The following is a 23,721-nucleotide window of genomic DNA, read 5'->3' as shown; positions in this document are numbered from 1 at the left end:
CATCCACGCATGGCGTGGATCTACGTGTCATTCCGGATGCAGGCGATAGATGGCGTGGCTGGTCAACGCCAATGCCGCCAGCTTCAGCCCTTCCATTACGCGATCGCCCACGTACTGTTCCGGGCCGCCATTCTGGCGGGCGCGTTCGGCCGCCAGCAGGATCTCCTGCACGATACGCAGCCCGGCCAGTGCACCGTCGGCGTCGGCCAACGCCAGGCACCGGCCCGGCAGCTGATGGCGCTCGGGCCAGGGCTGGCCGTCGGCAGCCGCGCCCAACCCGATGCGATGCAGCAGGGCCGTCAGGTTGTTGGGATCGGGCGGGATGTCGTGCCCCTCATCGGCATTGGCCGGGGCGCGCTGATGGGGAAACTCCGATGCGTTCATGGCAGGTCTCCGTGCAAGGCATGCGGGACCACCACCCTTAACAATCAAGGCGGCGGACGGTGCGTGGCTGGAAATCCCGTGAGTCAGTGCTATACCCGGGCGGTGGGCTTGCGCCCACCTCCACGCACCGCCCGCCATGGAACGCGAACGGAATGCCAGCCGACGCCGCGCAAGGCGACGCCGGCTGGCAAGCGTAAACAGCACTTACTCAACGGGGTTTCCAGGCCCCGGCCACCCTTTTTCGGTGGCACCCCATCATGTGCACAACGGGGTGGCAGGCGCCAACAACCCAAGTGCAAAGACAGCAACGTTCACGCAGTGGCCGCATTGTCGCATATCGACAATCGAGCCGAAGATTCAACAACTTGCGCCACGCCAACGGCGGCGTTCCCCACCCGCATCGGCACCACGCGTTCCTTGACCGCATCCGGCTTTCAAGACGCGCGACACGCCAGTTCCGACATTACACAAGCAGATGGGCAATCAACGCCAGCACCGCCAGATGCCCCACGTAGTAGCCGTAGAACAGCCAGCGCCAGCGCGGCAGCTGCCACGGCACCCGCGCGGCCAGCAGCACCACCGGAACGGCCAGCACCGCCCAGCCGTTGTGGTTGGCCCAGCACACCGCCGCAAGCGCGACCAGCAGCGGCCACCACGCCCGATGCCGGAACGCGATCCAGGCCAGCAGCACGGCGCCAACGCCGGCCCACTGGTAGTCCACGAACATCGGCAGCACACCGGCAGCCAGCAACAGCAGCACAGGCCGATTGTTCGCAAGCGCATGCACGGCCACCGCCGCCAAAGTGAAGGTGAGCAGGATGTTGAGCGGCAGCCAGGAACCGAACGCAGAGGCGTGCAACGGCTGCGCGATCAGCCCCCATAGCGCGAGCCGGCGGATCGATTTGCGCAGGTCGGCGCCCGCCTGGGCCAGGTTGCAGGCCATCACCAGCGCGAACAGCGGGAAGGCGATACGCCCCAGTTCGCTGACCACCGGCACGTAGCCCCCGAACACCACCTTGGCCATGTGGTCGCCGGTCATGGCCAACAGCGCGATCCACTTCAGCAGCTCCCGCGCGCCGCTGCCGAGGGTGAGGTTGAACGTGGACGTCCCGGTCGTGGTCGCTTGCATCGCGGAAGCTTATGCGCATCGGCCAGCGCATTTCCAGCGCCGCGCAGGAGCCCGCTGCTGCAAGCCGCCGGTGGCGGCGCTATGCTGGCCGCCCCTGCTTGTGAGACACCCGTCATGCGCACCCTGTACCCGGCCATCGATCCCTACCGCGAATTCACCCTGCCGGTGAGCGATCTGCACACGCTGCAAATCGAAGAGTGCGGCACGCCGGAGGGCATTCCGGTGGTGTACCTGCACGGTGGCCCGGGCGCCGGTATCTCGCCGACCCATCGGCGCTTCTTCGACCCGGCGCGCTACCGCATCGTGTTGATCGACCAGCGCGGCAGCGGCCGCTCCACGCCGTTCGGCGAGCTGCGCGACAACACTACGCAGGACCTGGTGGCGGACATCGAAAAGGTGCGTGAGCACCTGGGCATCGAGCGCTGGCTGGTCTATGGCGGCTCGTGGGGCTCCACGCTGTCGCTGGCCTACGCGCAGGCACATCCCGAACGCGCCACCGGCCTGATCCTGCGTGGCGTGTTCCTCGGTCGTGAGATCGAGAACCGCTGGTTCGCCGAGGCCGATGGCGGTGCGCGCTGGATCTTCCCGGAGCGCTGGGACCGCTACGAGGCTTATATCCCGGAAGCCGAGCGTGGCGACATGATCGCGGCCTACTGGGCGCGCATGGATGGCCCGGATCAATCAACCCGCATCGAAGCCGCGCAGGCCTGGTTGGGCTGGGAAGACAATGCGGCCACCCTGCAGCACGACGTGGATGCCGAATCCACCGATGATCCGCTGGATACCCTGGCCAAGGCCCGTATTGAAGCCCACTACTTCCGCAACGGCGTCTTCCTGGAACCGGACCAGCTGCTGCGCAACATCGATCGCATCCGCCACCTGCCCGGCGTGATCGTGCAGGGGCGCTACGACATCATCTGCCCGCCGCGCAGCGCGTGGGACCTGGCGAAGGCGTGGCCGGAAGCCCGGCTGGAGATGGTGACCTCCGGCCACAGCGCCAACGAGCCGGCCACGGTCGATGCGCTGGTGCGGGCGACGGATGCCTTTGCCGACCGGTTCTGAAGGGACGGTAGTGCCGGCCGCTGGCCGGCATTCCACCGTAGGAAGGTAGAGTCGACTGTCAGTCGACTGCTCTTTGCAGGAAGCTGAAAACCCCGCGCTGCGCGCGAAAGTCGACGAACGGTCGACTCTACCGTGCCACATCCGTCGAGCCGACTCCCCAAGGCGTCCGCGCGCAATCCCCGTTGCGCAGCCCGGCAAATGGCGGCCCACTGGCAGCTGTCCATGGGCCCCATTCTTCGCAGCCCACTTACAGCCCCGCGCGGAAGATCCGGCCGTGACCATCGCACAGGTGGTCAGCCCTTTTTTCAGGAGCACGCCATGATCGGTTATCGCTACCTCCCCATTGCACTCTCGCTTTGTGCCGGCCTGCTGCTGGGCGCCTGTTCCAAGACCCAGGAGGCGAGCAAGGCCACCGCCGCCGAGGACGTCACCGAAGTGAAGCTGATACCGCCGTATGAGTCGCTGGACAAGGACAAGGACGGCATTGTCACCCTGGCGGAAGTCGATGCAGTGGCGCCGGACTGGGCCGAACGACTGCACGCCTGCGATACCGACCGTGACAAGACGTTGACCCGTGGCGAGTACGACGTGTGCAAGCAGACCAGCGCTTCGCATTGATCCATCACTGAACCCTCGATTGGCGCTACGGGTGCCCGGCTATACCAAGGTATAGCCGGGCTAACCCACGGGCCTCTAGGCCTGCCCCATTCAGGGGCGGACAATAGCGCCACTGGCCAGGGCAACCCTGGCTGGCACCCTCCCCTCATGGAGACGCAGATGGACCCCGACCCTGCCGGGCGCACCGCGCCCCGGATGACCGCTTGTTGCCTGTTCCTGGCGCCTGCCCGCCGGTCCCTGCCTGCCTGAGTGACGGGGGATCGCCAGGCGCCGCCTGCCTGGAGATCACCCCCATGTCCTACAAGATCCTCTACATCACCCTGCGCCGCCTGATTGGCGAGCGCGATGTTGCCGCCCTGCGCAGCCAGCTGCTGCAGCACGGCCCGGTCATGTTCGCCCGTTCGCTGTCGCTCGGTTCGCCGCGCGTGGTGGCTGACGCGCTGTCGCTGCTGCCGATCAGCGAGCGCATCACCGTGCTGCGCCATCTGCCCTACCCGCTGCGCGATGCGATGAAGCCGCTATGCATCGGCGGCAGCCAGCGCCTGCACATGCAGCCGTGGTCGCCGGCGGTGCTGGCCATGCGCCACGCCTGATCTGTCTCACCCATTCCGTTCGTGTTCCGGCTGCGGCCGGCTCTGACATTCGAGGAGCGTCCCATGAGCCTGCTCAACGCCTGGTTCAACGCCTTCCTGCGCAGCCGTCGCGCAGGCAACCTGTTCCGCCGCGGCGCGATGCCCGAAGCCGGCTTCGGTCCGGGCAGCGCCGAAGCGGCGCCGTTCGCGCTTACCACCGGCCTGGTCACCCTTGCCCAGCAGGAAGAAGCCGAGCTGCTGGCCACGCTGGATTCGCATGCCGATGGCCTCAGCCCGCATGAAGCCGAGGAGCGGCTGGCCACGCTCGGCCCCAACGAGGTGGATCACGAAAAGCCGCTGCCGTGGTGGCGGCACCTGTGGCAGTGCTATCGCAATCCGTTCAACCTGCTGCTGACCGTGCTGGCGGCGGTGTCCTGGCTGACCGAGGACATCAAGGCCACGATCGTGATCGGTGCGATGGTGCTGCTGTCCACGCTGATCCGCTTCGTGCAGGAAGGCCGCTCCAACCGTGCCGCCGAGCGGCTGAAGGCGCTGGTCGGCAACACCGCGCGCGTGCTGCGCCGCAATCCGGGCACCGAGGCCGCCGATGTGGCCGACCAGTACTTCGGCGCGCACCTGCACAGCCGTCGCCCGGCTCGCCTGCTGGACCTGCCGATCCGTGAGCTGGTGCCCGGTGACCACATCGTGCTGTCGGCCGGCGACATGATTCCGGCCGATTGCCGCGTACTGACCGCCAAGGACCTGTTCGTGGCACAGGCCGCAATGACCGGCGAGTCGCTGCCGGTGGAAAAGTTCGCGCACCCCGGCGACGGCCTGGCTGGCTTGCTGGAGCAGCACAACCTGCTGTTCATGGGCACCAATGTAGTGTCCGGCACGGCCACCGCCGTGGTGCTGGCCACCGGCAACCGCACCTACTTCGGCACGTTGGCCCAGCGTAGCACCGCCACCGACCGTGCGCCCACCGCGTTCCAGGCCGGCGTCAACAGTGTCAGCTGGCTGCTGATCCGCTTCGCGCTGGTGATGGTGCCGTTCGTGCTGCTGATCAACGGCTGGACCAAGGGCGACTGGACCGAGGCGTTCCTGTTCGCGCTGTCGGTGGCGGTGGGCTTGACGCCGGAAATGCTGCCGATGATCGTCACCTCCACCCTGGCCAAGGGCGCGGTGCTGCTGTCGCGGCGCAAGGTGATCGTCAAGCGCCTGGATGCGATCCAGAACTTCGGCGCCATGGAAGTGCTGTGCACCGACAAGACCGGCACGCTCACCCAGGACAGGATCGCGCTGGAGCGCCACACCGATGTGTTCGGTCACGATTCGGAAGACGTGCTGAAGTTCGCTTACCTCAACAGCCACTTCCAGACCGGGCTGATCAACCTGCTGGACCGCGCGGTGCTGGAACACGTGGAGCTGCAGAGCTCGCTGCGGCTGTCGCAGGACTACCACAAGGTGGATGAGATCCCGTTCGACTTCGAGCGCCGCCGCATGTCGGTGGTGGTGTCCGAGCGCGAGGACCACCATGAGCTGATCTGCAAGGGCGCGGTGGAAGAGATGCTGGCGGTGTGCAGCACCGTGCGCGAGAACGGCCAGGACATGCCACTGGACGAGCGCCGCCTGGCGCGGGTGCGGCAGACCACCGAGGAACTGAACGAACAGGGCCTGCGCGTGGTGGCAGTGGCGATGAAGGAGACCGCGGCCAGTCAGAGCGCCTACTCGCAAGCGGACGAGTGCGGGTTGACCCTGGTCGGCTACGTGGCCTTCCTGGACCCGCCTAAGGAGTCGGCTGCGCAGGCGCTGCAGGCGCTGGCCGCACACGGTGTCGAGGTCAAGGTCTTCACTGGCGACAACGAACTGGTGACCGCCCGTGTCTGCGCACAGGTGGGGCTGGACGCGGACACCATCCTGACCGGCCCGCAGATCGAGCGCATGGACGACGGCACGCTGTCGCGGGCGCTGCACCACCATCGCGTGTTTGCCCGGCTGACGCCGCTGCACAAGGAGCGACTGGTGCGCGAGCTGCGCGCGCAGGGCAAGGTGGTCGGCTTCCTCGGTGACGGCATCAACGATGCGCCGGCGCTGCGCGCAGCCGATATCGGCATCAGCGTGGACAGCGCGGTGGACATCGCCAAGGAGGCGGCCGACATCATCCTGCTGGAAAAGAACCTGATGGTGCTGGAGGAAGGCGTCATCCAGGGCCGGCGTACGTTCAACAACATGCTGAAGTACATCCGCATGACCGCCAGCTCCAACTTCGGCAATGTGTTCTCGGTGCTGGTGGCCTCGGCCTTCCTGCCGTTCCTGCCGATGCTGCCGCTGCAGCTGCTGGTGCAGAACCTGCTGTATGACATCTCGCAGATCGCCATTCCGTTCGACAACGTGGATGAGGAACTGGTACGCAAGCCGCTGAAGTGGAACCCGGCGGACATCGGCCGCTTCATGGTGTTCTTCGGGCCGATCAGCTCGCTCTTCGACCTGAGCTGTTTCGCGCTGATGTGGTACGTGTTCGATGCACGCACGCCGGCCGACCAGGGCCTGTTCCAGTCCGGCTGGTTCGTGGTCGGCCTGCTGACCCAGACCCTGATCGTGCACATGATCCGCACGCCGAAGGTGCCGTTCCTGCAGAGCATCGCCGCGCCGCCACTGCTGCTGATGACCGGCCTGATCATGGCCATCGGCGTGGCCCTGCCGATGAGTCCGCTGGCCGGCTACTTCAAGCTGCAGGCGCTGCCGGCCGGCTACTGGCCGTTCCTGGTGGCGATCCTGTTCGGCTATGCGGTGCTGACCACCGCGCTGAAGAAGTTCTACATCCGTCGTTACGGCTGGCAGTAAGCGCCCGCCGCTTGTCCAGGGAGAAACGCAATGGACATCAATCCGAACCTGCCGGCGTTCAACGCCGGCGCCACGCTCAGCTCGCTGATCAGCCTGTCGGTGGCATTCGTGCTGGGCACGGTCATCGGCCTGGAGCGGCAGCTGCGGCAACGCACCGCCGGCCTGCGTACCAATACGCTGGTGGCGGTGGGTGCGGCAGTGTTCGTCGATCTGGCGGTGCGCTTCCATGACCTGTACGGCGGACCACCCTCGCCGCTGCATGTGGTGGCCTATGTGATCTCCGGCGTCGGCTTCCTCGGCGCCGGCGCGATCATGAAGGACGGCGCGCAGGTGTCCGGCCTGAACACCGCCGCCACCCTGTGGGGGTCGGCGGCGGTGGGAGCATGTGCAGGTATCAAGCTGCTGCCGGAAGCGGTGCTGGCCGCCGTCTTCGTGCTGGCCGCCAATACCCTGCTGCGGCCGGTGGTGAACCGCATCCAGCGGCAACCGCTGCCGGAAGCGTTCAGCGAGGCGACCTATGCGATCAACGTGGTCTGCCAGCGCGAGCAGCAGGCCGAGGTGCTGGACCAGCTGTTGCTGCTGCTTGAGCAGGCGCAGTACCCGGTGCGCGCGGTGGACCAGCGCCCGTTCGGCGAGCGCGATGTGGAGATCGAAGCGGTGCTGTATGCCACCACGGTGGATGCCGGCGAACTGGACGCCGTACTTGCGACGCTGGCGACCACGCCCGGTGTGCTGCAGGGATTCTGGAACGCCAGCCTGGAGGAGTAGTGTCGGCCGCTGGCCGGCAACACCGTGCACCGCTTTGGTAGGTGCCGACCTTGGTCGGCAGAGAACCCTCAGAGACCGTGTCCATCCCTGCGGTAGTGCCGGCCGCTGGCCGGCAACCTCATGAGCTCCGGCAACACCGTGCAGTTGCCGGCCAGCGGCCGGCACTACCAGGCATCGTTCTGGCTTGTGCCGACCAACGGTCGGCACCCACAGCAAAAGAGCCTGCCGACCAAGATCGGCATCTGCCGATGGCGGCTTTGCTATCCTTTCACCCCACGCCAGGGAGCCGTCCCGATGCCATCGCTGTCGCCCCGCCGCCCGCTGGTGCTGCTGGCCCTGATCGTCGTGATGGCCGCGATCTTCCTGATCGACACCGTCACCGATTACGCGGTTGCTGCTGCCTGCTTCTACGCAGCGGTCATTCTCGCGGCATCGCGCGTGCTGGCCGCCCGCGGCCTGATCACGCTGGCCATCGCCTGCATCGCGCTGACCGGGCTGAGTTTCTTCCTGACCCGCTTCGGCACCTACCGCATCGGCCTGGTCAATTCGGTGATCGGCATGCTGGTGATCGGCATCACCACCTACCTCGCCCTGAACATGGAAGCGGCCAAGGCCGCCGTGCAGGAAGCGCAGGGTCGCCTGCTGCGGGTCGCCCGCGCCTCCACCGTGGGCGAACTCACCACCTCCATCGCCCATGAAGTGAACCAGCCGCTGGCGGCCATCGCCAGCAGCGCCGAAGCCTGCCAACGCTGGCTGGCCCAGGACCCGCCCAACGTGGACAAGGCCCGGCAGACCGTAGCCCGCATCCTGGCGGACGCGCACCGCGCAGGCGATGTGATCGCCCGCATCCGCGGCCTGACCCAGGGCGCGGCACCGGAACGGCGCGCCTTCGACCTGAACCAGGCGGTGGAGGAAATGCTGGCGTTGTCGCGCAGCGAACTGGACCAGCATGGCGTGGCCGTGGCCCTGCTGCTGGACGCCGACCTGCCGCCGGTGCAGGCCGATCGCGTACAGGTGCAGCAGGTGATCGGCAACCTGATCCTCAATGCGGTGGATGCAATGGAAGCCGTACCCGCAGGCGACCGGCGTCTGTCGCTGCTGACCCGGCGTGAGGGCCAACGGGTCAGCCTCAGCGTCCGTGACCGTGGCGTCGGCCTGCCCGCCGACCATCCCGAGCGCGTGTTCGACGCGTTCTGGACCACCAAGTCGCACGGGTTGGGGCTGGGCCTCAGCCTGAGCCGCTCGATGATCGAGGCCAACGACGGCCAGATCCGCGCCGAACGACCGGCAGGCGGCGGTGCCTGCTTCGTCTTCGACCTGCCCGCCGCCACGGATGTCCACCATGCGTAAGCCCACTGCACCCCTCGCCGATCCGGCGCCCATTGTCTATGTGGTCGACGACGATCCGTCGGTGCGCGCGGCGCTGGAAGACCTGCTGGCCTCGATGGGCCTGCAGGTGCGGGCCTTCGCCTCCACCCAAGCCTTCCTCGAACACGACCTGGAAGACGCGCCGGCGTGTCTGGTGCTGGACGTGCGCATGCCCGGCCAGAGCGGTCTTGAATTCCATCGCACGATGGGCAGCCATGGCCTGCAGCTCCCCGTGGTGTTCATCACCGGCCACGGCGATATTGCGATGGGCGTCAACGCGATCAAGGACGGTGCCATCGAATTCCTGACCAAGCCCTTTCGCGACCAGGAACTGCTGGATGCGATCCACAAGGGCATCGAGATCGACCGCCAGCGCCGCCGCGAGGGCGAGGCGCTCGATGCCCTGCAGCAGCGCTGGAGCACGCTCAACGCGGGTGAGCGCGAGGTGGTCGATGGCGTGGTGCGTGGCCGCCTCAACAAGCAGATTGCCGGCGACCTCGGCGTCAGCGAGATCACGGTGAAGGTGCGCCGCGCGCAGGTGATGCGCAAGATGGGCGCGCGCACCCTGGTCGATCTGGTGCGCATGTACGACCGCCTGCAGGCGGGGACGCCATGAACGTCCACGTCGCCTTGCTGCGCGCGGTCAACGTCGGCGGCACCGGCAAGCTGCCGATGCGCGAACTGGCGGCGATGTGCGAGGACGCAGGCTTCGCCGATGTCCGCACGTACATCGCCAGCGGCAACGTGGTGTTGCGCAGCTCGCTCGACGAGGCAGGCGTGCGCCAGGCCCTCGGCCAGCGGCTCCAGGAATATGCCGGCAAGCCGGTGGGCGTACTGGTGCGTTCGGCCAGCGAGATCGCAGGCGTGGTGGCACGCAATCCGTTTCCGCAGGCCGCCGGCAACCGTGTGGTCGCCCTGTTCCTCGACGGCAGCCTGCCTGCCGACCCGCTTGATGGCGTGACCGGCCGGCGCGACGAACAGCTTGCACTCGGCACGCGCGAGATCTTCATCCACTACGGCGCCGGCATGGCCGACTCGCGCCTGCGCATTCCCGGCTCGGCACAGGGCACGGCGCGCAACCTCAACACCGTCGCTAGGCTAGCGGCGATGGCAGCGGAACTCCGCTAGGGTTCTTCCGGCAGGCTGTAGACCAGCCGGTAGTCATGGCGGCCCTCGCTGATGGTGATCTCCAGCGTGCCGCTCAGGCCGAGCAGTCCTTCACTGCCCGAGTCGGGCACCACCACCACGCTCAGCTGCGGCGTGCCACGGGTCATCAACCCGTTGTGCTGCAGGGTGAACCCACCCTGGCGCCCGGCCAGCGTGGCCGTTACCCGTTCCATCGCCACGTAGCCGGCCGAGCCCTGCACCGGCGTGCGGAAGGCCAGCATCTGGCCGACGCTGCTGCCGTGCAGGTCGCCGGCGAAGGTCTTGTTGATCGACATCACCGCAATCGGGCCGTCATTGCCACCGATCGGCCGCAGATCCACTTCAAACGTACCGTGTGCTTCGCCCTGCATCCTGCTCTCTCCTCTGGTCGGTTGAACGCTGCTACTTCTTCGTGGCCAGCACGATCACCCCGGCCAGCACCAGGCCGATGCCGCTCCACTCCCGCAGGCTGGGCCGCTCGCCCAGCAGAAGATAGGCCAGCACGATCACCAGCACCACGCTGAACTTGTCCACCACGGCCACCTTGGCCAGCTCACCGCTCTGTAGTGCGCGGAAGTAGAACAGCCACGACGCACCGGTGGCCAGCGCCGACAGCACCAGGAACAGCTGGGTGCGCCCCGGCAGCAGCAACGGGTTGGACCATTTGCCGGTGACCACCACCAGCGGCAGGATCACCGCCGCCACCACCAGGGTACGGATGGCCATGGCCAGGTCCGGGTCGACACCCTTGACGCCGACCTTGGCGAACAGCGCGGTCAGCGCTGCGAACACGGCGGACAGTCCAGCCCAGAGCAACCATTGCGGTACGTTCTGCACGAAGCCCTCGCTTGCCGCAACCGATGAGCGTGCGCCAACGCTACTCCACCCTGCCATCGGTGGGGCTTCACCTGCCCATCACCGCCGCTACAATGGGGACGGAATCGCCAGGGGGGCGATCTGCAGGGAATGCGCCATGCTTGAACAGGACACCACCCTCGCCCATACCGGGCCGTTGGCCCTTGACCGGGCCCGCCTGTCGTGCGCCGCACGGCTGCCGCTCCCCTTCCCCTTCGTTTCGCAGCAACCTGCCCGTTCCGCGCGGCAGGTTCCTCATTGCCTGCCCTGACCGGAGCCGTCGAAATGTCCGAGAACACCCTCCTTGCCACGCCGGCCGCTACCGCGCCGATCAAGTACCTCGACCGCGCCATGGCCACGCTGCGCAGCCTGGGCCTGGCCGCTCCCCAGGACAACAACGCTCCGGCCATCGCGCTGGTCTCGCAGCTGTCCACCCTTGACCAGGGCCGCGTGGTGGCCATTGCCCGCGTGCTGCAGCAGTCCGGGCATTTCAATGCCGTGATGCGTGATGAAATCAGCTCGGCCAAGGTGTCCGACCGCTATACCGAGATCATCCGCGCCTTCGACAGCATCCGTGACGATGCCAGCACCATGGTCGAGCAGGTGCGCGACGGCAGGATCGACATGGGCGAGCGCCTGCAGAACCTGTGGATGAAGGTCACCCGCGGCGACATCCCGAGCCGGTTCGAGAAGATCCGCCGCACATTCCTGGAAGTCAGCCGCGATTCGGCCGAGCAGCTGCAGCGCGAGTCGCGCGTGCTGGAGATGTACGGCGACTTCCGCCTGTCGATCAAGGATGCCGAGATCCAGGCCCATGAGCTGTTGAAGCTGCAGGAGCAGGCGCTGGCCAATGCCCGCGAGGCGCTGAAGCAGGCGCAGCAGCGCGTGGAGTCGGCCGATCCGGCCGCCGATGCCGCCGACACCGGCCGCCTGGTCATGGCCCGCGATGAGGCCCTGCGCAACAACCAGGCCGAGGAGTCGCGCTACCAGCTGGCCAAGGACCTTGCCGAGAACCTGCAGGTGAACTACGCCACCTCCGAGGCGATCATGCTGCGCGTGCACCAGTCGCACGAGATCAAGCGCCGCGTCAACGAGCGCTCGGTGGTGTTCTTCTCCACCAATGAAACCAGCTTCACCGCCTTGAACCTGGCCTTCACCACGCAGATGGGCCTGCATGAGTCCACGCAGGCGCTCAATGCGATGACCGAGGGCACCTCCAAGGGCCTGGAAGCGGTGGCCAACATCGGCGATGACGTGCTGCACGAGGGCCTGAAGGCCGGCTACGGCGCCACCATCGGCGTCGATTCGGTGCGCAAGCTGGTCGATGCGGTGGTGCACTTCCAGGAAACCTCGCTGCAGGAGATCGAGCAGCTGCGCGGCCAGGCGACCCGCGACTCGGCCGAGATCGCCGAGTATGTCGAACAGGGCAAGCAGCGCTTCGCCGCCCTGCTGCAGGCGCCGCCGAGCCCGGAGTCGCGCTGAGGTGAGTGCCACGATGGCCCCTGCCGAGCTGCAGGATGCGCTGCTGACCATGGATGTGGTCGACCAGCTGCGCTACCGCAACGCCGAAATGAAGGCGCTGGCCGACAGCGGCCATGACAAGGCGACGCTGAAGCAGCGCCTGCTTGAGCTGTACCGCTCGCAGGGCATCGAGGTCTCCGACGAGATCCTCGAGGCCGGCATCCAGGCCCAGCGCGAGCAGCGCTACCTCTACACCGCGCCGCGTGGCTGGAAGGCGTGGCTGGCGCGGCGCTGGATCGATCGGGCCCGCCTGTTGAAGTGGGCGCTGCTGGCGGCCTTCCTGCTGCTGGTGCTCGGCATGCTGCTGGTCATGGCGCGCAGCTTCGGAGCGTTCGTGCACGAGAGCAACGTGCAGAAGAACGTGCAGGTGCTGAACGACAAGGTGGCCGCGCAGCAACAGGAGGCTGCTGCAGCGCGCGCCCTGCTGGCCGCACAGGAACAGGCCCTGCAGGGGCTGCTGCCACGTGCCACCGCCAGCGGTGGGCGCCTGCAGCCACTGGCCGAAGGCGCACAGGCCGCGCTGGCCGAAGCACAGCGGCGCTTCGCCGGGGTTCCCGCCGCACTGGCCGCACAGCCGACCCTTGTGCGCAAGGACAAGCTCACCCGGCTCAGCAGTGGTGGCAGTGCCACCGGCGAGCAGGCGGCCGCGCAGGTTGAGCAGCATCGGCAGGCCGCCGCGCAGCTGCTGGCGAATGCCAGGGAAACGCTGCCGCCGCTGACCGAGCGGGTGAACATTCTCGGCCAGGCGATCGAGGCCAGCGAGCTGCTGGATACCACCAACGCCGCTGCAAGGGCGGCACGCCTCGCGCCGGATGCAGAGCAGGCGCGCGCACGCGCCTACACCGGCGGCGACGTGGCACTGCGCGCGGGCGACATGGCCGCGGCGGGCCAGGCGGTAGCGACCCTGAAGGAGCTGATCGGCAGCGCCGCCACGCTGGCCGCGCTCAACGAGCGGTTGGCCCAGCTCAAGGCCGACGGCCTCGCCACCGGTGTCGCCGGCGAAGACCGCAAGCGCTTCGAGCGTGCGCTGGAGCAGGCCGCCCGCCTGATCCGGGTCGAGACGCTGGCCGAAGCCGGGCCGGCCCTGGACGAGGTCAGCCAGCTGGTGGGGCTGCTGTCGCAGACCCTGGTCTACCGCATCGTCAACCGTGACGATGAACGCACCGGCGTCTGGCGCTACAACGAAAAGGCCAATGGTGGCCGCAACTACTATCTGGTGACCGAAGCGCTGGACGAGGCCGGCAATGCTGCCGAACTGCCGATCCGCAACGAGGAAACCGGCAAGGAGGAACGGGTCTCGGTGTTTGCAGTGCGCGTGCCCGAGGCCACCTACAACCGGGTTGCCGCCGACAAGCAGGACAACGGCATCATCGAAGACGACCAGATCGGCAGCAAGCCGCGCGGCAGCCTGTCGCCGCGGTTCCGCATGCCCGCCACCGGTGGCTACATCACCCAATGGTGATGGGTAAGGAACTGACATGAGAGACCTGAACGACGCGATTGCCGATGTCGAGACCGATATCGGCCAGGTGCAGGCACAACTGGCCGCGCGTGGCGACCAGTGCCGGGAGCTGATCAAGGAACAGGAAGCGCTGCACGGGCGGGTCCGCGACGACTTCAACGCCCTGGCGCGCCTGCAGGCCGAGGCCGCCACCGATGCGCCGCCGATGCTGGCCCGGGACCTGCTGCAGCAGTCCAGCGCCGATCTGCAGCGCCGTGACCGCAAAGCGGCGGTACTGGACGACGAACTGCAGGCGCTGCTGGACATCGAGCAGTCCTTGCAGCAGCGGTCGCAGGAGGCCGTTGCCGCACGCGACGCCGCCGGCGAACGCTGGCAGGCCCTGCAGGACCAGGTGGACACCACGCTGGAAGCGGAACCCACCTACAGGGTGCTGCAGGACGACCTGCAGCTGGCCGTGGCACGCGCCGACACGGTCGAGCGCATGGCCTCCTCTGCCCAATCGGAGCATGACGCCAAGGCCGGCGCCTATCAGGCCGACCCGATCTTCATGTACCTGCACCGACGCAACTACGGCAGCACGGCCTACCGCGGCTGGCCACTGGTGCGCACCGTCGACGGCTGGCTGGCCGAACTGTGCGGCTTTGACCGTGCCCGTCGCGAGTACGCCACGCTGGTCGAGCTTCCGCCCTATCTGCAGGAACATGCCCGACGCGCCCGCGACGACGTGGAGGCGGCCCGCCAACCGGTACAGCAGGCCCGCGATGCCGCCCTCGCCCGCGCCGGTGGCGACCCGCTGCGCCAGCAGCTGCAGACGGCACAGGGCGCAGTAGCGCAGGCGCTGCTGGCCGAGCAGCTGCATCGGCAGACCGTGGATGCCAAGCAGGCACAGATCGACGGCTTCCGCAGTTGGACCGATGCCGAAGGCAGCGCCCTGCTCACCGCGCTGGCGCGCACGCTGTCGGCCAAGAGCATGGACGACCTGTACCGGCGCGTGGCCGCCACCGCCTCCGGCGAGGACGATGCCGTGCTCGAGCGCATCCATCGCAGTCGCCTGCGCCTGGGCGAGATCGATGGGATGGTAGGCGAGCACACCCGCGAAATGGCCGTGCTGAAAAAGCGCCTGGACAGCCTGCAGGCGGCGCGGAGGAGCTACCAGGCGGCAGCAGACATCGAGCGCCAGGCCTACGAGGCGCCGAGCTACCGGGCCGCCGCGCCGGCCACCGTCGCCGCATCCTTCTTCAGCACCACCAGCAGCCGAAGCACCACCCGCTCCTCTGGCGGCCTGTTCGACCTGCTTTCGGGCGGTTCCAGCAGTTCCGGCTCGGGTTCGAGCTCGAGTTCGAGTTCGAGTTCCAGCTCCAGTTCCAGCGGCAGCAGCTTCCACAGCGGCGGTGGTATCAGCGGCGGCGGTGACTTCAAGACCGGCGGCGGGTTCTAGCCCGGCAACGGCCGGGTGCGCCGCTTCAGCCGCGCATCCAGCAACCCCACGCCCAGCAGCACCAGGCTGGTCAGCCATCCGGCGGCCAGCAGGTGCATCCAGGGCAACACCAGGCCCAGCATCAGTAGTGCGGCGGCGCCCAGCAGGTGCGAGCGCGGCGCGCGCCCGTAGACCACGTGCTTGTACAGGGCACTGCCCAGCAGATAGATCAGCGGGCCCGCCACCATCACCGTGGCGTACACCGTGGTGACGGCCGCCGCCGGATGGTCCATGACCAGATCGTTGCCCACCGCGGTGGCGATGATGCCGGCGATCAGCAGGGCATGCACGTAATGGAAATTGGCGCCCATCCGGCCCGGGTCTTCGGCGTGGGTGATGGCCTCTGTGGCATCGCGGCTGGAGATGCCGAAGTACAGCCACCACATGGCAATCGTGCCAGCGAAGGTGGCCAGCACCGCCGAGATCACCTGCAGGCTCCAGTGCTCGACGTCGCTTAGCACGCCCCCGGTGGCCAGCAACGTCTCGCCCAGTGCGACGATGACGAACAGCTGGCAGCGTTCGGCCAGGTGACCGCCCTCGATGGTCCAGTCGCGGGTGTGCGACCGGCCCATGCCCGGGAACGCGAAGCCGAACATCGGCGAGATGTATTCGCAGGCCGCCGCCATCGCCCACAGTGCCAGCCGCAGGTGGCCCTCGGCCGCCGCGCCGGCCAGCCAGAAGCAGGCCGACACGCTGACCCAGGCCAGCATGCGGCGGAAGTTCGGCGCCAACGTATGGTTGCGGCCGACTTCCAGCAGCACGAACGCGGTGCGTCCGACCTGCATCGTGGCGTACGCCCCGGCGAAGATCCACGCACGATCGGCGAACGCCTCGGGAATGGACGAGGACATCAACAACGCCAGCAGCATGGTGGCGAACATCACGCCCCGGACGCGCGGCGCCTCCGGGTCGAACCAGTTGCTGACCCAGCACGCGTACTGCCAGCCGAGCCAGACCGCGAACCACAGCACCAGGGTCTGCAGCACGCCGGCCAGGTCCAGGTGGTGCAGCAGATGGTGGCTGAGCTGGGTGACCGCAAACACGTAGACCAGGTCGAAGAACAGTTCTTCATAGGTCACGCGGGCATGATGGCCATCGCGGTGGCGCAGCGCGGGCGGGCGCAGTCGGGTACTCATGGAACTCCTTCAGCGCGCCAGGCGCCAGTACAGGAAACCGGCAAGTAGCGCCGGCACGGCGAATACCAGCAACAGGATCGGCAGCTCCTCGCGTACCGCGTAGCCGGCCTTGCTGACCCCTACCCACATGTTGGCCACGGCCACCAGCAGCCAGGTGGCGATGAAGGCGATCAGTGCCGTGGGCAGCTGCGAGGTGCCCGTGCTCCAGAGATGGCCAAACAGCACGAATACCCCCAGCAGCAGTACGCCACCCAGCATCACCATGAGCACGTGCATGGTCCACCTCCTTGAGCCTGGTAGCAGGCTAGCCCCGGCCGATTCTGCGCTCCAGCCCGTGGAGGTGGATTCACAATCCATGGCCAGCGAACAATCCCTGGGCAGGCTGCGGCGCACCTTATCGCAGCCATGAATTATTCGCGAAACGGTCCGCCCCGCCCGCGTGCTAGTTTCATCCGACCCTGCCCAGACACCTCTCCGCCATGCGCCTTTGCCTGACGACCCTTGCCCTGACTGCCACACTTGCCTTTGATGTGACTGCCGCCGACGCACCGCTGCCGCAGCTGCAGGCCTACACCGTGGACGCCTCGTGGCTGCAGCCGATGGCACCGCTGCAGATTGCCGACCACACCTGGCAGATCGGCACCGAGGACCTGACCGCGCTGCTGGTGCAGACCGCCGACGGTGCGGTACTGCTCGACGGCGGCATGCCGCAGATGGCCGGTCACCTGCTGGACAACATGAAGGCACGCGGGGTGGCAGCACAGGATCTACGGCTGATCCTGCTCAGCCACGCACACGCCGACCATGCCGGGCCAGTGGCGGAGCTGAAGCGCCGTACCGGCGCCAGCGTAGCGGCCAACGCCGAATCGGCCGTGCTGCTGGCGCGCGGTGGCAGCAACGACCTGCACTTTGGCGACAGCATCACCTTTCCGCCGGCCAGCACCGACCGCATCATCATGGATGGCGAGGTGGTCAACGTGGGCGGCATCGCGTTCACCGCGCACTTCATGCCGGGGCACACCCCAGGCAGCACCGCCTGGACCTGGACCGATACCCGCGATGGCCAGCCGGTGCGCATCGCCTACGCCGACAGCCTGAGTGCGCCGGGCTACCAGCTGCAGGGCAACGCCCGTTATCCCCGCCTGGTCGAGGACTACCGGCGCAGCTTCGCTACGGTGCGCGCCCTGCCCTGCGACCTGCTGCTGACGCCGCATCCGGGCGCCAGCAACTGGAACTATGCCGCGGGTGCAGAGGCCGGAGCCAACGCCCTGACCTGCAAGGCCTACGCGGATGCGGCCGAGAAGAAGTTCGACGCACAGCTGGCCAAGGAAACAGCCACGGCACGCTGATCCTGTAGAGCCGAGCCCATGCTCGGCTTGCCGGCCAAACACAGCCGAGCATAGGCTCAGCCCTACACAGGACGCGTCGAAGGGTGCCGGTCAGGACGACCGGCACCCGCCTTCCATCAGCCACCCTGCCCGTGCTGGGCAAACGGCTCGGTGCTGCCGTCGGTCCGCACCAGCTCGACGGTGTACGACTGCACGTAACCATCCGGCATTTCCATGCCCGGCGAACCGGCCGGCATGCCGGGCAGCACCAGCCCGCGTGCGGCCGGGCGTTCGGCCAGCAGGCGCTTGATGTCCTCGGCCGGGATGTGGCCTTCGACCACATAACCGCCGATCTCGGCGGTATGGCAGGAGGCCTTGCCGACCGGCACGCCCAGGCGGACCTTGATCGGATTCATGTCATCGGTATCGCGCACGTCCACCTGGAAGCCCGCGGCCTTCAGATGGTCGACCCAGATACCGCAACAGCCACAGCTGGCGGTCTTGTGCACGATGGCCACCGGCAGGGCCGGATCAACCTTGGCCGGGCTGGCCTGGATCGGTGCCACCGGTGCCTTGCTGGCGACCGGTGCGGCGGCGGATTCTTCGGCGGCACGTGCACAGGCGGTGGTGGCCAGCACGGTGCCCAGCAGCAGGCCGAGGGAGAGAGAACGGTTCATTGAGTGATTCCTTTGCTGAAGCGGGCAACGCGGCCCGCCGCCCGCGCATCGAAGGCGCAGGCAGAGGCGAGAAAGAGTCGAACAGTCATGGCAGGCGCTTGAGCGCCTGCAGGACATCACACGATGGGGGGACGCAACGGGTCCGGCATCGGCGGCGATGCGCGTTGCTGGGAACGGGCAGCTACAGGCGCCTCGCGCCACGGCGAGGCGGGCGTTCCACTCAACGTGGCCAGCATGCCAAGGCAGGCTGGCGGGCATTCGCATTCACCACTCTGGCAGGCCGCCCGGGCCGCATCATCGCAGCAGCCGGCTGCGGCCAGCGCAGCCGCGTGCGGTGCAGCGCAGTGATCCTGGTTGGCCGACCCGCCGTACGAAGACGAGCCAAGCGCCAGCGCCGGTGCATTCAGCACCAGGGCAACGAGCAGCATCCATCGCAGCAGCAGGCCAGGCAGGTTCACCCGCCGATGATAGCCGATGCGCGTCACGCAATCGCCGCCGCCATCGCCCGCATCCGCACCGGGATCGACTTCGCTGCGGGTGTGCCGCTGATCCGGTCGTAGTAGTCCAGCGGCAGCAACGGGTTCAGTTCCGGGTAGTAACCGGCCAGCGCGCCGCGCGGCATCGGGTAGTCCAGCACCGTCAGGCCCTCGATGCGGCGCTGCACGCCATCGCCGCTGATCGTCTCCAGGCTGACCAGCGCCTCCTTCTCCAGCCCGCGCGCCAGCCGGTCCTCGATGTTCATGAACAGCACCATGCGATCGTTGTACACGCCGCGATAGCGGTCGTTGTAGCTGTAGATGGTGGTGTTGTACTGATCATGCGAGCGTACCGTGGCCAACCGCAGCATGTCCGGATCGTGCACCGGATCGTCCACGTCCAGGCCAGGCATCACCAGGATGTTGGCCTTGCCATTGGGCGTGGGCCACACGCGGCGGCGCGGCGGAATGTCCAGATGGAAACCGTGTGGCTGCTGGATGCGCTCGTTGAAGCCGGTGTAGATCTCCGGATACACCGCGGCAATCAGCTCGCGGATGGGCGCGTAGTCGTGCATGCAGCCGGCCCAGTCAACCCTGCTGTCCGGCAGCGTGGCCAGTGCCATGCGGCAGACGATCTCGACCTCGGGCAACACCTCGGCACTGACCGGCTCCAGTACCCCGCGCGACGCGGTGACATTCGACATCGCGTCTTCGATGGTGACGAACTGCTCGCCGGCCGGCGTAACGATGCGCTCCGAGCGCGCCACCACCGGCAGGATCAGTGCATCGCGGCCATGGACCAGGTGCCCGCGGTTGAGCTTGGTGGCAATGCCCACGGTGAGCTCCAGGCCACGCATTGCCTCATACGCACGCGGCGTATCGGGCACGGCATGGATGAAGTTGCCACCCAGGCCGATGAACACCTTGGCGCTGCCGTCCAGCATCGCCTCGATGGATTCGACCACATGGTGGCCATGCTCGCGCGGCGGGTCGAAGCCGAACACCTGCTGCACGCGGTCCAGATAGGCCGGCTTGGGCTTCTCGTCGATGCCGACGGTGCGGTCGCCCTGCACATTGGAATGCCCACGGATCGGTCCGATGCCGGCACCGGGCTTGCCGAAGTTGCCACGCAGCAACAGCAGGTTGGCGACCTGCTGCAGCAGGCGCGAGCCGTACTGGTGCTGGGTCAGCCCCATGCCGTAGCAGATCACGGTGGCCTTGGAACGGATGTAGATCTCCGCACAGCGGCGGATCTGCGCCTGCGAAATGCCGGACACCTGCACGATCTGGTCCCAGTCCTGCGCCATCACGTCTTCGCGCAGCGCCTCCAGGCCCACCGTGTGTTCCGACAGGAAATCATGGTCGAGCACGCGCTCGCCCTGTGCCTCACGCTCGATCATCACCTTCATCATGCCCTTGATCAGGGCCAGGTCGCCGCCGATGCGGATATGCACGAACTCGCTGGTGATCTCGGTCGAACCGAACGTGGCCATCTGCACCACGTCCTGCGGCTCGGCGAAGCGGATCAGCGCACGCTCGGGCATCGGATTGACCGCCACGATCGGGATGCCGCGTTTACGCGCCTCGACCAGGTTGCTCATCATCCGCGGTGAATTGGTACCGGTGTTCTGGCCGATCACGAAGATCGCCTCGGCATGCTCGAAATCCTGCAGCACGATGGTGCCCTTGCCCACCCCGATGGCCGGCGGCAGGCCACGGCTGGTCGGCTCGTGGCACATGTTCGAGCAGTCCGGGAAATTATTGGTGCCGAACTCGCGCACGAAGATCGAATACAGGAACGCGGCTTCATTGGGCGTGCGGCCGGAGGTGTAGAACTCGGCCTGGTGCGGGCTGTCCAGCGCCTGCAGGTGGCGGCCGATCAGCGCGAAGGCATCGTCCCAGCTGCACGGCACGTAGTGATCGGTGGCCGCGTCGTAGCGCATCGGCTCGGTCAGCCGGCCCTGCATCTCCAGCCAGTAGTCGGTCTGCGCCATCAGCTCGGTCACGGTGTACCGGGCGAACAGTTCGCGGCCGGCGCGGAACTGGGTGGCTTCCCAGGCCAGTGCCTTCGCGCCGTTCTCGCAGAACTCCAGCTTCTTGCGTTCGTCGGCATCGGGGAACGCGCAGCTGGGGCACTTGAAGCCACCGGGCTGGTTCATCGCCAGCAATGCCTTCGATCCCTTGCCGATCACACTCTGCTGCAGCAGCACCTTGGCCGTGGCGCCGGCGGCACCCCAGCCTCCGGCGGGCTGGTTGTAGGGCTTGTAACGCGGCGGTTTCTGCTCGGACATGTTCGGGAACCTGGCAGTAGGAACGCAACAACGAACGGCACAACGCGGTCCGGCGGTGCATTCAGTGGCACGACCAGCCGCACAGTCAAGCACGGCCCACGGCGCTTCGCCAGAGGGCACAGGCTGATTTCAGCACAACCTGCCATGGCAACGGTTACAGCCGCGTCTGCGCGCGACCACTGCGCTATCCTCGAAACCGCAGGCGGTGGCCCGCCCGCGTTTCTCCCTTGTCCGGACGCGCTGCATGCCTGATTCGATCCCGCCGCACACCCTGCCTGCCGGCACCGCCCAACGCCCGTTGCAGCGCTGGCGCGGCGGCACGCAACAGCAGCAGCTCGACGTGGTGGCCGAGGAAGTGCCGGTGGCGCTGCGCTACAACGATGCCGCCTTTGCCGTGATGATGGCCACACCCTGTGATCTGGAGGACTTCGCACTCGGATTTTCGCTCAGCGAAGGCCTGATCAGCGCGCCCTCGCAGCTGCTGTCGATCGATATCCACCCACAGCTGGAAGGCATCGAGCTGCAGATGACCGTGGACGAGGCTGCGCCCGGCGCAAACCTCGACCCCGACAAGGGACGCCTGCTGCCCGGCCGTGGTGGCTGTGGCCTGTGCGGCACGCGCCAGCTGGAAGAAGTGCTGCGCCCACTGCCGCAGATCCGCGAACGCCGCAGCTATTCCGCCACCGCCCTGCAGCGGGCGTTGGCCAGCCTGGCGCAGCACCAGCCGATGAATGCGGCAAGCGGCTCGATCCATGCCGCGGCCTGGGCCGACGCCAGTGGGCGCATCGGCTGGGTACGCGAGGACGTCGGCCGCCACAATGCACTGGACAAGCTGATCGGCGCCCTGCACCACAACGAACACGCCATCGAAGGCGGCCTGCTGGTGATTTCCAGCCGGGCCAGCTACGAGATGGTGAGCAAGGCAGTGCGCGCCGGCGCCAGCGTGCTGGCGGCAGTGTCCGCGCCGACCGCGCTGGCGATCGATCTGGCCCGCAGCGCCGGCCTGTGCCTGGTCGGGTTCGCGCGGGAAAGCGGGTTCAATGTGTATACGCACCCCGAGCGGCTGCAGGCGGAAAATATCACTAATCACTCATAGGTCGTCCGCCCCATTGCCTGACGCGCCATTCTCTTTACAACCTCTTAAAACTTCATATGGATGCGAATTCACTGATCGACCTCGCGATAGCGGGCAGCGGGCTCGGACGAAAGGGAATATCGAAGGCGCTAGGAATATCGACCCAGCAGCTTCGCAAGCTGGCATCCCTGCATTACCTGCCCAATGATACCGAGCGTGCACTTAGGTCGCTGGCAGGGATTGGAGACATGGATCCCGATTTCGTAAAAATGGCAGGCGGGATACGCAATGCGGAGAAGTGGGCTATCCTCATGAATCATTACGCTGACATCGCATGGGAGGAGGCGGAGACTGGGTACAACACCTACTATTTCAACAGCGATGAGTTTGAGCGCCCGCTTCTGCACCACATGACTGCATTTGCACTAATGGAAGCAGGAATTTCCCTTCCAAGACCCTTCCCTGCAGAGATAGATTTTCCCGAAACCGATGAACACCTCAGCGAAGAGGACTGGGAAACTCAAGGAGATTTACGAAGAAGAAATATGCACGCCAGCCTGATTCAGGCTCTTTACTCATCCCTCAATGACGTATACGGATTCTACGCCGCCTACATATCCGAACTAATTGATGATGAGCAGATGGGGTTAATGGAAACCCCAGCAGAGAATATCGAGCCAAACCTGATCTCACTGGCCTTAGCCAAAGTCGAAGTACCTCTTGAGCTCTCCAATGACTTCGCGATTTTCCAGAGTAAGATCAAGGGCAAGTATGAGGAATGGCTTACAATTGCAAGACAGCGTGCATTCCAAACGGGGCATCCAGTTAAAGTCGAAGTTCTCAATCTTGTTTACGACTCGCATGACAGCCTGGGACACCAAGCAGAGGCGGAGAGTTTCGGATTCAACGACTCAAGGCTGCATCCGGACATTTACATAAATGAACTCCTGGTGGGAATGCGTGTAATCCATCAGGTTCTCCCCGCAATTCTCAAGCGCCTTGGAATAATGAGTGATTTTAAATTGGACGAATCTGAGCTTGGCCTGGGACGCTCACTGAAAAGCGAGCCAAATCTAGTTCGCGAGAAGAAGGACCTATCGGAATTCAAATCCGACGGGATCTATGATGTCTTCATATCCCATGCCTCAGAGGACAAAGAGCCATTTGTCAAGTCACTGGCCATTGCCCTTGCAGATAGGGGCCTTAAAGTGTGGTACGACGAGTTCACGCTCCAGATCGGAGACAGTCTGCGCAGGATGATCGACCGAGGCATTGCAAGTAGCAGGATTGGCTTGGTTGTATTATCCCCATCCTTTGTGAAGAAGGATTGGACCAATCATGAGCTCGACGGAATATTGGCCAGAACGATCGAGGGGCAACAACGCCTTCTTCCTATATGGCACGAAATAAGCAAGCAAGAAGTTCTCGACTACAGCCCATCTATCGCCGACAAAGTAGCTAGAAGTACGACCAGCTATACCGTCGACGAAATTGCAGCTGAGATTTCTACGCTGCTATTGGAATAAAGATGA

General features: G+C 66.3%; 23 protein-coding genes. 14 read left to right on the top strand and 9 right to left on the bottom strand.

Annotated elements, in window-relative coordinates; all coding sequences use genetic code 11:
* Positions 1 to 27 precede the first annotated feature (27 nt).
* Together VG566_RS00835 and VG566_RS00830 are read right to left on the bottom strand one after the other, a co-directional pair.
* Complete coding sequence (locus tag VG566_RS00835; RefSeq protein WP_032962681.1) at positions 28 to 384, bottom strand: hypothetical protein; 357 nt, start codon at positions 382 to 384, stop codon at positions 28 to 30.
* Between the two features lie 463 nt (positions 385 to 847).
* Positions 848 to 1,513 carry a TraX family protein gene (locus VG566_RS00830; protein WP_241883924.1) on the bottom strand — a complete coding sequence of 222 codons (666 nt, stop codon included), beginning with the start codon at positions 1,511 to 1,513 and terminating at the stop codon, positions 848 to 850.
* A 114-nt stretch (positions 1,514 to 1,627) separates the two neighbouring features.
* Between VG566_RS00830 and pip the strand changes: the two genes are divergently transcribed.
* From pip to VG566_RS00790, 8 genes are all read left to right on the top strand, one after another.
* Positions 1,628 to 2,575 carry a prolyl aminopeptidase gene (gene pip, locus VG566_RS00825; RefSeq protein ID WP_241883925.1) on the top strand — a complete coding sequence of 316 codons (948 nt, stop codon included), beginning with the start codon at positions 1,628 to 1,630 and terminating at the stop codon, positions 2,573 to 2,575.
* Between the two features lie 318 nt (positions 2,576 to 2,893).
* Complete coding sequence (locus VG566_RS00820) at positions 2,894 to 3,193, top strand: hypothetical protein (protein ID WP_164111325.1); 300 nt, start codon at positions 2,894 to 2,896, stop codon at positions 3,191 to 3,193.
* Positions 3,194 to 3,486: 293 nt separating this feature from the next.
* A complete protein-coding gene (locus VG566_RS00815) occupies positions 3,487 to 3,786 on the top strand; it encodes a hypothetical protein (protein ID WP_005413574.1) in 300 nt (99 codons plus the stop codon).
* Between the two features lie 63 nt (positions 3,787 to 3,849).
* Entirely contained in the window at positions 3,850 to 6,609 is a 2,760-nt protein-coding gene (mgtA, locus tag VG566_RS00810; protein ID WP_241883926.1) for a magnesium-translocating P-type ATPase, read from the top strand.
* A 30-nt stretch (positions 6,610 to 6,639) separates the two neighbouring features.
* Positions 6,640 to 7,377 (top strand): MgtC/SapB family protein, encoded by a 738-nt coding sequence (locus tag VG566_RS00805; protein ID WP_005416700.1) that lies wholly within the window; start codon positions 6,640 to 6,642, stop codon positions 7,375 to 7,377.
* Positions 7,378 to 7,671: 294 nt separating this feature from the next.
* Complete coding sequence (locus VG566_RS00800) at positions 7,672 to 8,727, top strand: ATP-binding protein (protein WP_164109984.1); 1,056 nt, start codon at positions 7,672 to 7,674, stop codon at positions 8,725 to 8,727.
* Entirely contained in the window at positions 8,720 to 9,361 is a 642-nt protein-coding gene (locus VG566_RS00795) for a response regulator transcription factor (protein WP_164109986.1), read from the top strand. The genes VG566_RS00800 and VG566_RS00795 overlap by 8 nt, the downstream gene beginning before the upstream one ends.
* Complete coding sequence (locus tag VG566_RS00790) at positions 9,358 to 9,873, top strand: DUF1697 domain-containing protein (RefSeq protein ID WP_241883927.1); 516 nt, start codon at positions 9,358 to 9,360, stop codon at positions 9,871 to 9,873. Before VG566_RS00795 ends, VG566_RS00790 begins: the two co-directional genes overlap by 4 nt.
* Here VG566_RS00790 and VG566_RS00785 read toward each other — a convergent pair.
* Entirely contained in the window at positions 9,870 to 10,262 is a 393-nt protein-coding gene (locus tag VG566_RS00785) for a DUF3224 domain-containing protein (protein ID WP_049408744.1), read from the bottom strand. The genes VG566_RS00790 and VG566_RS00785 overlap by 4 nt on opposite strands.
* A 31-nt stretch (positions 10,263 to 10,293) precedes the next feature.
* A complete protein-coding gene (locus VG566_RS00780; protein WP_032962665.1) occupies positions 10,294 to 10,728 on the bottom strand; it encodes an EamA family transporter in 435 nt (144 codons plus the stop codon).
* A 303-nt stretch (positions 10,729 to 11,031) separates the two neighbouring features.
* Here VG566_RS00780 and VG566_RS00775 point away from each other — a divergent pair, with 303 nt between their 5' ends.
* The 3 genes from VG566_RS00775 to VG566_RS00765 are packed head-to-tail and all read left to right on the top strand — an operon-like array spanning position 11,032 to position 15,167.
* The gene (locus tag VG566_RS00775) at positions 11,032 to 12,228 is read left to right on the top strand and encodes a cell surface protein (protein ID WP_164109990.1); all 1,197 of its coding nucleotides are present in this window, start codon (positions 11,032 to 11,034) and stop codon (positions 12,226 to 12,228) included.
* A 1-nt stretch (position 12,229) separates the two neighbouring features.
* Positions 12,230 to 13,729, top strand: coding sequence for a DUF6384 family protein (locus VG566_RS00770; RefSeq protein ID WP_241883928.1), 1,500 nt, complete (start codon positions 12,230 to 12,232; stop codon positions 13,727 to 13,729).
* Positions 13,730 to 13,745: 16 nt separating this feature from the next.
* Positions 13,746 to 15,167 (top strand): hypothetical protein, encoded by a 1,422-nt coding sequence (locus VG566_RS00765; RefSeq protein WP_241883929.1) that lies wholly within the window; start codon positions 13,746 to 13,748, stop codon positions 15,165 to 15,167.
* Here VG566_RS00765 and VG566_RS00760 read toward each other — a convergent pair.
* The gene (locus tag VG566_RS00760) at positions 15,164 to 16,342 is read right to left on the bottom strand and encodes a low temperature requirement protein A (protein WP_241883930.1); all 1,179 of its coding nucleotides are present in this window, start codon (positions 16,340 to 16,342) and stop codon (positions 15,164 to 15,166) included. The two genes, VG566_RS00765 and VG566_RS00760, sit on opposite strands and share 4 nt — an antisense overlap.
* 9 nt (positions 16,343 to 16,351) lie before the next feature.
* Positions 16,352 to 16,618 (bottom strand): hypothetical protein, encoded by a 267-nt coding sequence (locus VG566_RS00755; protein WP_014647303.1) that lies wholly within the window; start codon positions 16,616 to 16,618, stop codon positions 16,352 to 16,354.
* 203 nt (positions 16,619 to 16,821) lie between these two features.
* Here VG566_RS00755 and blaL1 point away from each other — a divergent pair, with 203 nt between their 5' ends.
* Positions 16,822 to 17,691 carry a L1 family subclass B3 metallo-beta-lactamase gene (gene blaL1, locus VG566_RS00750; protein WP_241883931.1) on the top strand — a complete coding sequence of 290 codons (870 nt, stop codon included), beginning with the start codon at positions 16,822 to 16,824 and terminating at the stop codon, positions 17,689 to 17,691.
* Positions 17,692 to 17,807: 116 nt separating this feature from the next.
* On the opposite strand, the gene VG566_RS00745 is transcribed toward blaL1, so the two are convergent.
* The 3 genes from VG566_RS00745 to VG566_RS00735 form a co-directional block, all read right to left on the bottom strand.
* Positions 17,808 to 18,347 (bottom strand): DUF411 domain-containing protein, encoded by a 540-nt coding sequence (locus VG566_RS00745; protein WP_014647305.1) that lies wholly within the window; start codon positions 18,345 to 18,347, stop codon positions 17,808 to 17,810.
* A gap of 116 nt (positions 18,348 to 18,463) precedes the next feature.
* Positions 18,464 to 18,805: a hypothetical protein gene (locus VG566_RS00740; protein ID WP_046430909.1), complete on the bottom strand. Its 342-nt coding sequence runs from the start codon at positions 18,803 to 18,805 to the stop codon at positions 18,464 to 18,466.
* Between the two features lie 23 nt (positions 18,806 to 18,828).
* On the bottom strand, positions 18,829 to 21,114 hold the full coding sequence (locus VG566_RS00735) for an FdhF/YdeP family oxidoreductase (protein WP_423172645.1): 2,286 nt from the start codon (positions 21,112 to 21,114) through the stop codon (positions 18,829 to 18,831).
* A gap of 244 nt (positions 21,115 to 21,358) precedes the next feature.
* Here VG566_RS00735 and fdhD point away from each other — a divergent pair, with 244 nt between their 5' ends.
* Positions 21,359 to 22,210 carry a formate dehydrogenase accessory sulfurtransferase FdhD gene (gene fdhD, locus VG566_RS00730; RefSeq protein WP_241883933.1) on the top strand — a complete coding sequence of 284 codons (852 nt, stop codon included), beginning with the start codon at positions 21,359 to 21,361 and terminating at the stop codon, positions 22,208 to 22,210.
* A gap of 56 nt (positions 22,211 to 22,266) precedes the next feature.
* A complete protein-coding gene (locus VG566_RS00725) occupies positions 22,267 to 23,715 on the top strand; it encodes a toll/interleukin-1 receptor domain-containing protein (RefSeq protein WP_241883934.1) in 1,449 nt (482 codons plus the stop codon).
* The last annotated feature ends 6 nt before the right edge of the window (positions 23,716 to 23,721 follow it).

It is taken from the genome of Stenotrophomonas sp. CASM114 (genome assembly GCF_049384325.1).
Taxonomy (GTDB): Bacteria; Pseudomonadota; Gammaproteobacteria; order Xanthomonadales; family Xanthomonadaceae; genus Stenotrophomonas; species Stenotrophomonas muris.
The sequence above is the reverse complement of the archived record's forward strand: the minus strand, read 5'-3'. Positions and strand labels throughout refer to the sequence as shown.

Excerpts from the sequence above, each read along its gene's own strand:
- VG566_RS00835 (WP_032962681.1), bottom strand. The coding sequence starts at position 384 with ATGAACGCATCGGAGTTTCCCCATCAGCGCGCCCCGGCCAATGCCGAT.
- VG566_RS00830 (WP_241883924.1), bottom strand. The coding sequence starts at position 1,513 with ATGCAAGCGACCACGACCGGGACGTCCACGTTCAACCTCACCCTCGGC.
- pip (WP_241883925.1), top strand. The coding sequence starts at position 1,628 with ATGCGCACCCTGTACCCGGCCATCGATCCCTACCGCGAATTCACCCTG.
- VG566_RS00820 (WP_164111325.1), top strand. The coding sequence starts at position 2,894 with ATGATCGGTTATCGCTACCTCCCCATTGCACTCTCGCTTTGTGCCGGC.
- VG566_RS00815 (WP_005413574.1), top strand. The coding sequence starts at position 3,487 with ATGTCCTACAAGATCCTCTACATCACCCTGCGCCGCCTGATTGGCGAG.
- mgtA (WP_241883926.1), top strand. The coding sequence starts at position 3,850 with ATGAGCCTGCTCAACGCCTGGTTCAACGCCTTCCTGCGCAGCCGTCGC.
- VG566_RS00805 (WP_005416700.1), top strand. The coding sequence starts at position 6,640 with ATGGACATCAATCCGAACCTGCCGGCGTTCAACGCCGGCGCCACGCTC.
- VG566_RS00800 (WP_164109984.1), top strand. The coding sequence starts at position 7,672 with ATGCCATCGCTGTCGCCCCGCCGCCCGCTGGTGCTGCTGGCCCTGATC.
- VG566_RS00795 (WP_164109986.1), top strand. The coding sequence starts at position 8,720 with ATGCGTAAGCCCACTGCACCCCTCGCCGATCCGGCGCCCATTGTCTAT.
- VG566_RS00790 (WP_241883927.1), top strand. The coding sequence starts at position 9,358 with ATGAACGTCCACGTCGCCTTGCTGCGCGCGGTCAACGTCGGCGGCACC.
- VG566_RS00785 (WP_049408744.1), bottom strand. The coding sequence starts at position 10,262 with ATGCAGGGCGAAGCACACGGTACGTTTGAAGTGGATCTGCGGCCGATC.
- VG566_RS00775 (WP_164109990.1), top strand. The coding sequence starts at position 11,032 with ATGTCCGAGAACACCCTCCTTGCCACGCCGGCCGCTACCGCGCCGATC.
- VG566_RS00765 (WP_241883929.1), top strand. The coding sequence starts at position 13,746 with ATGAGAGACCTGAACGACGCGATTGCCGATGTCGAGACCGATATCGGC.
- VG566_RS00760 (WP_241883930.1), bottom strand. The coding sequence starts at position 16,342 with ATGAGTACCCGACTGCGCCCGCCCGCGCTGCGCCACCGCGATGGCCAT.
- VG566_RS00755 (WP_014647303.1), bottom strand. The coding sequence starts at position 16,618 with ATGCACGTGCTCATGGTGATGCTGGGTGGCGTACTGCTGCTGGGGGTA.
- blaL1 (WP_241883931.1), top strand. The coding sequence starts at position 16,822 with ATGCGCCTTTGCCTGACGACCCTTGCCCTGACTGCCACACTTGCCTTT.
- VG566_RS00745 (WP_014647305.1), bottom strand. The coding sequence starts at position 18,347 with ATGAACCGTTCTCTCTCCCTCGGCCTGCTGCTGGGCACCGTGCTGGCC.
- VG566_RS00735 (WP_423172645.1), bottom strand. The coding sequence starts at position 21,114 with ATGTCCGAGCAGAAACCGCCGCGTTACAAGCCCTACAACCAGCCCGCC.
- fdhD (WP_241883933.1), top strand. The coding sequence starts at position 21,359 with ATGCCTGATTCGATCCCGCCGCACACCCTGCCTGCCGGCACCGCCCAA.
- VG566_RS00725 (WP_241883934.1), top strand. The coding sequence starts at position 22,267 with ATGGATGCGAATTCACTGATCGACCTCGCGATAGCGGGCAGCGGGCTC.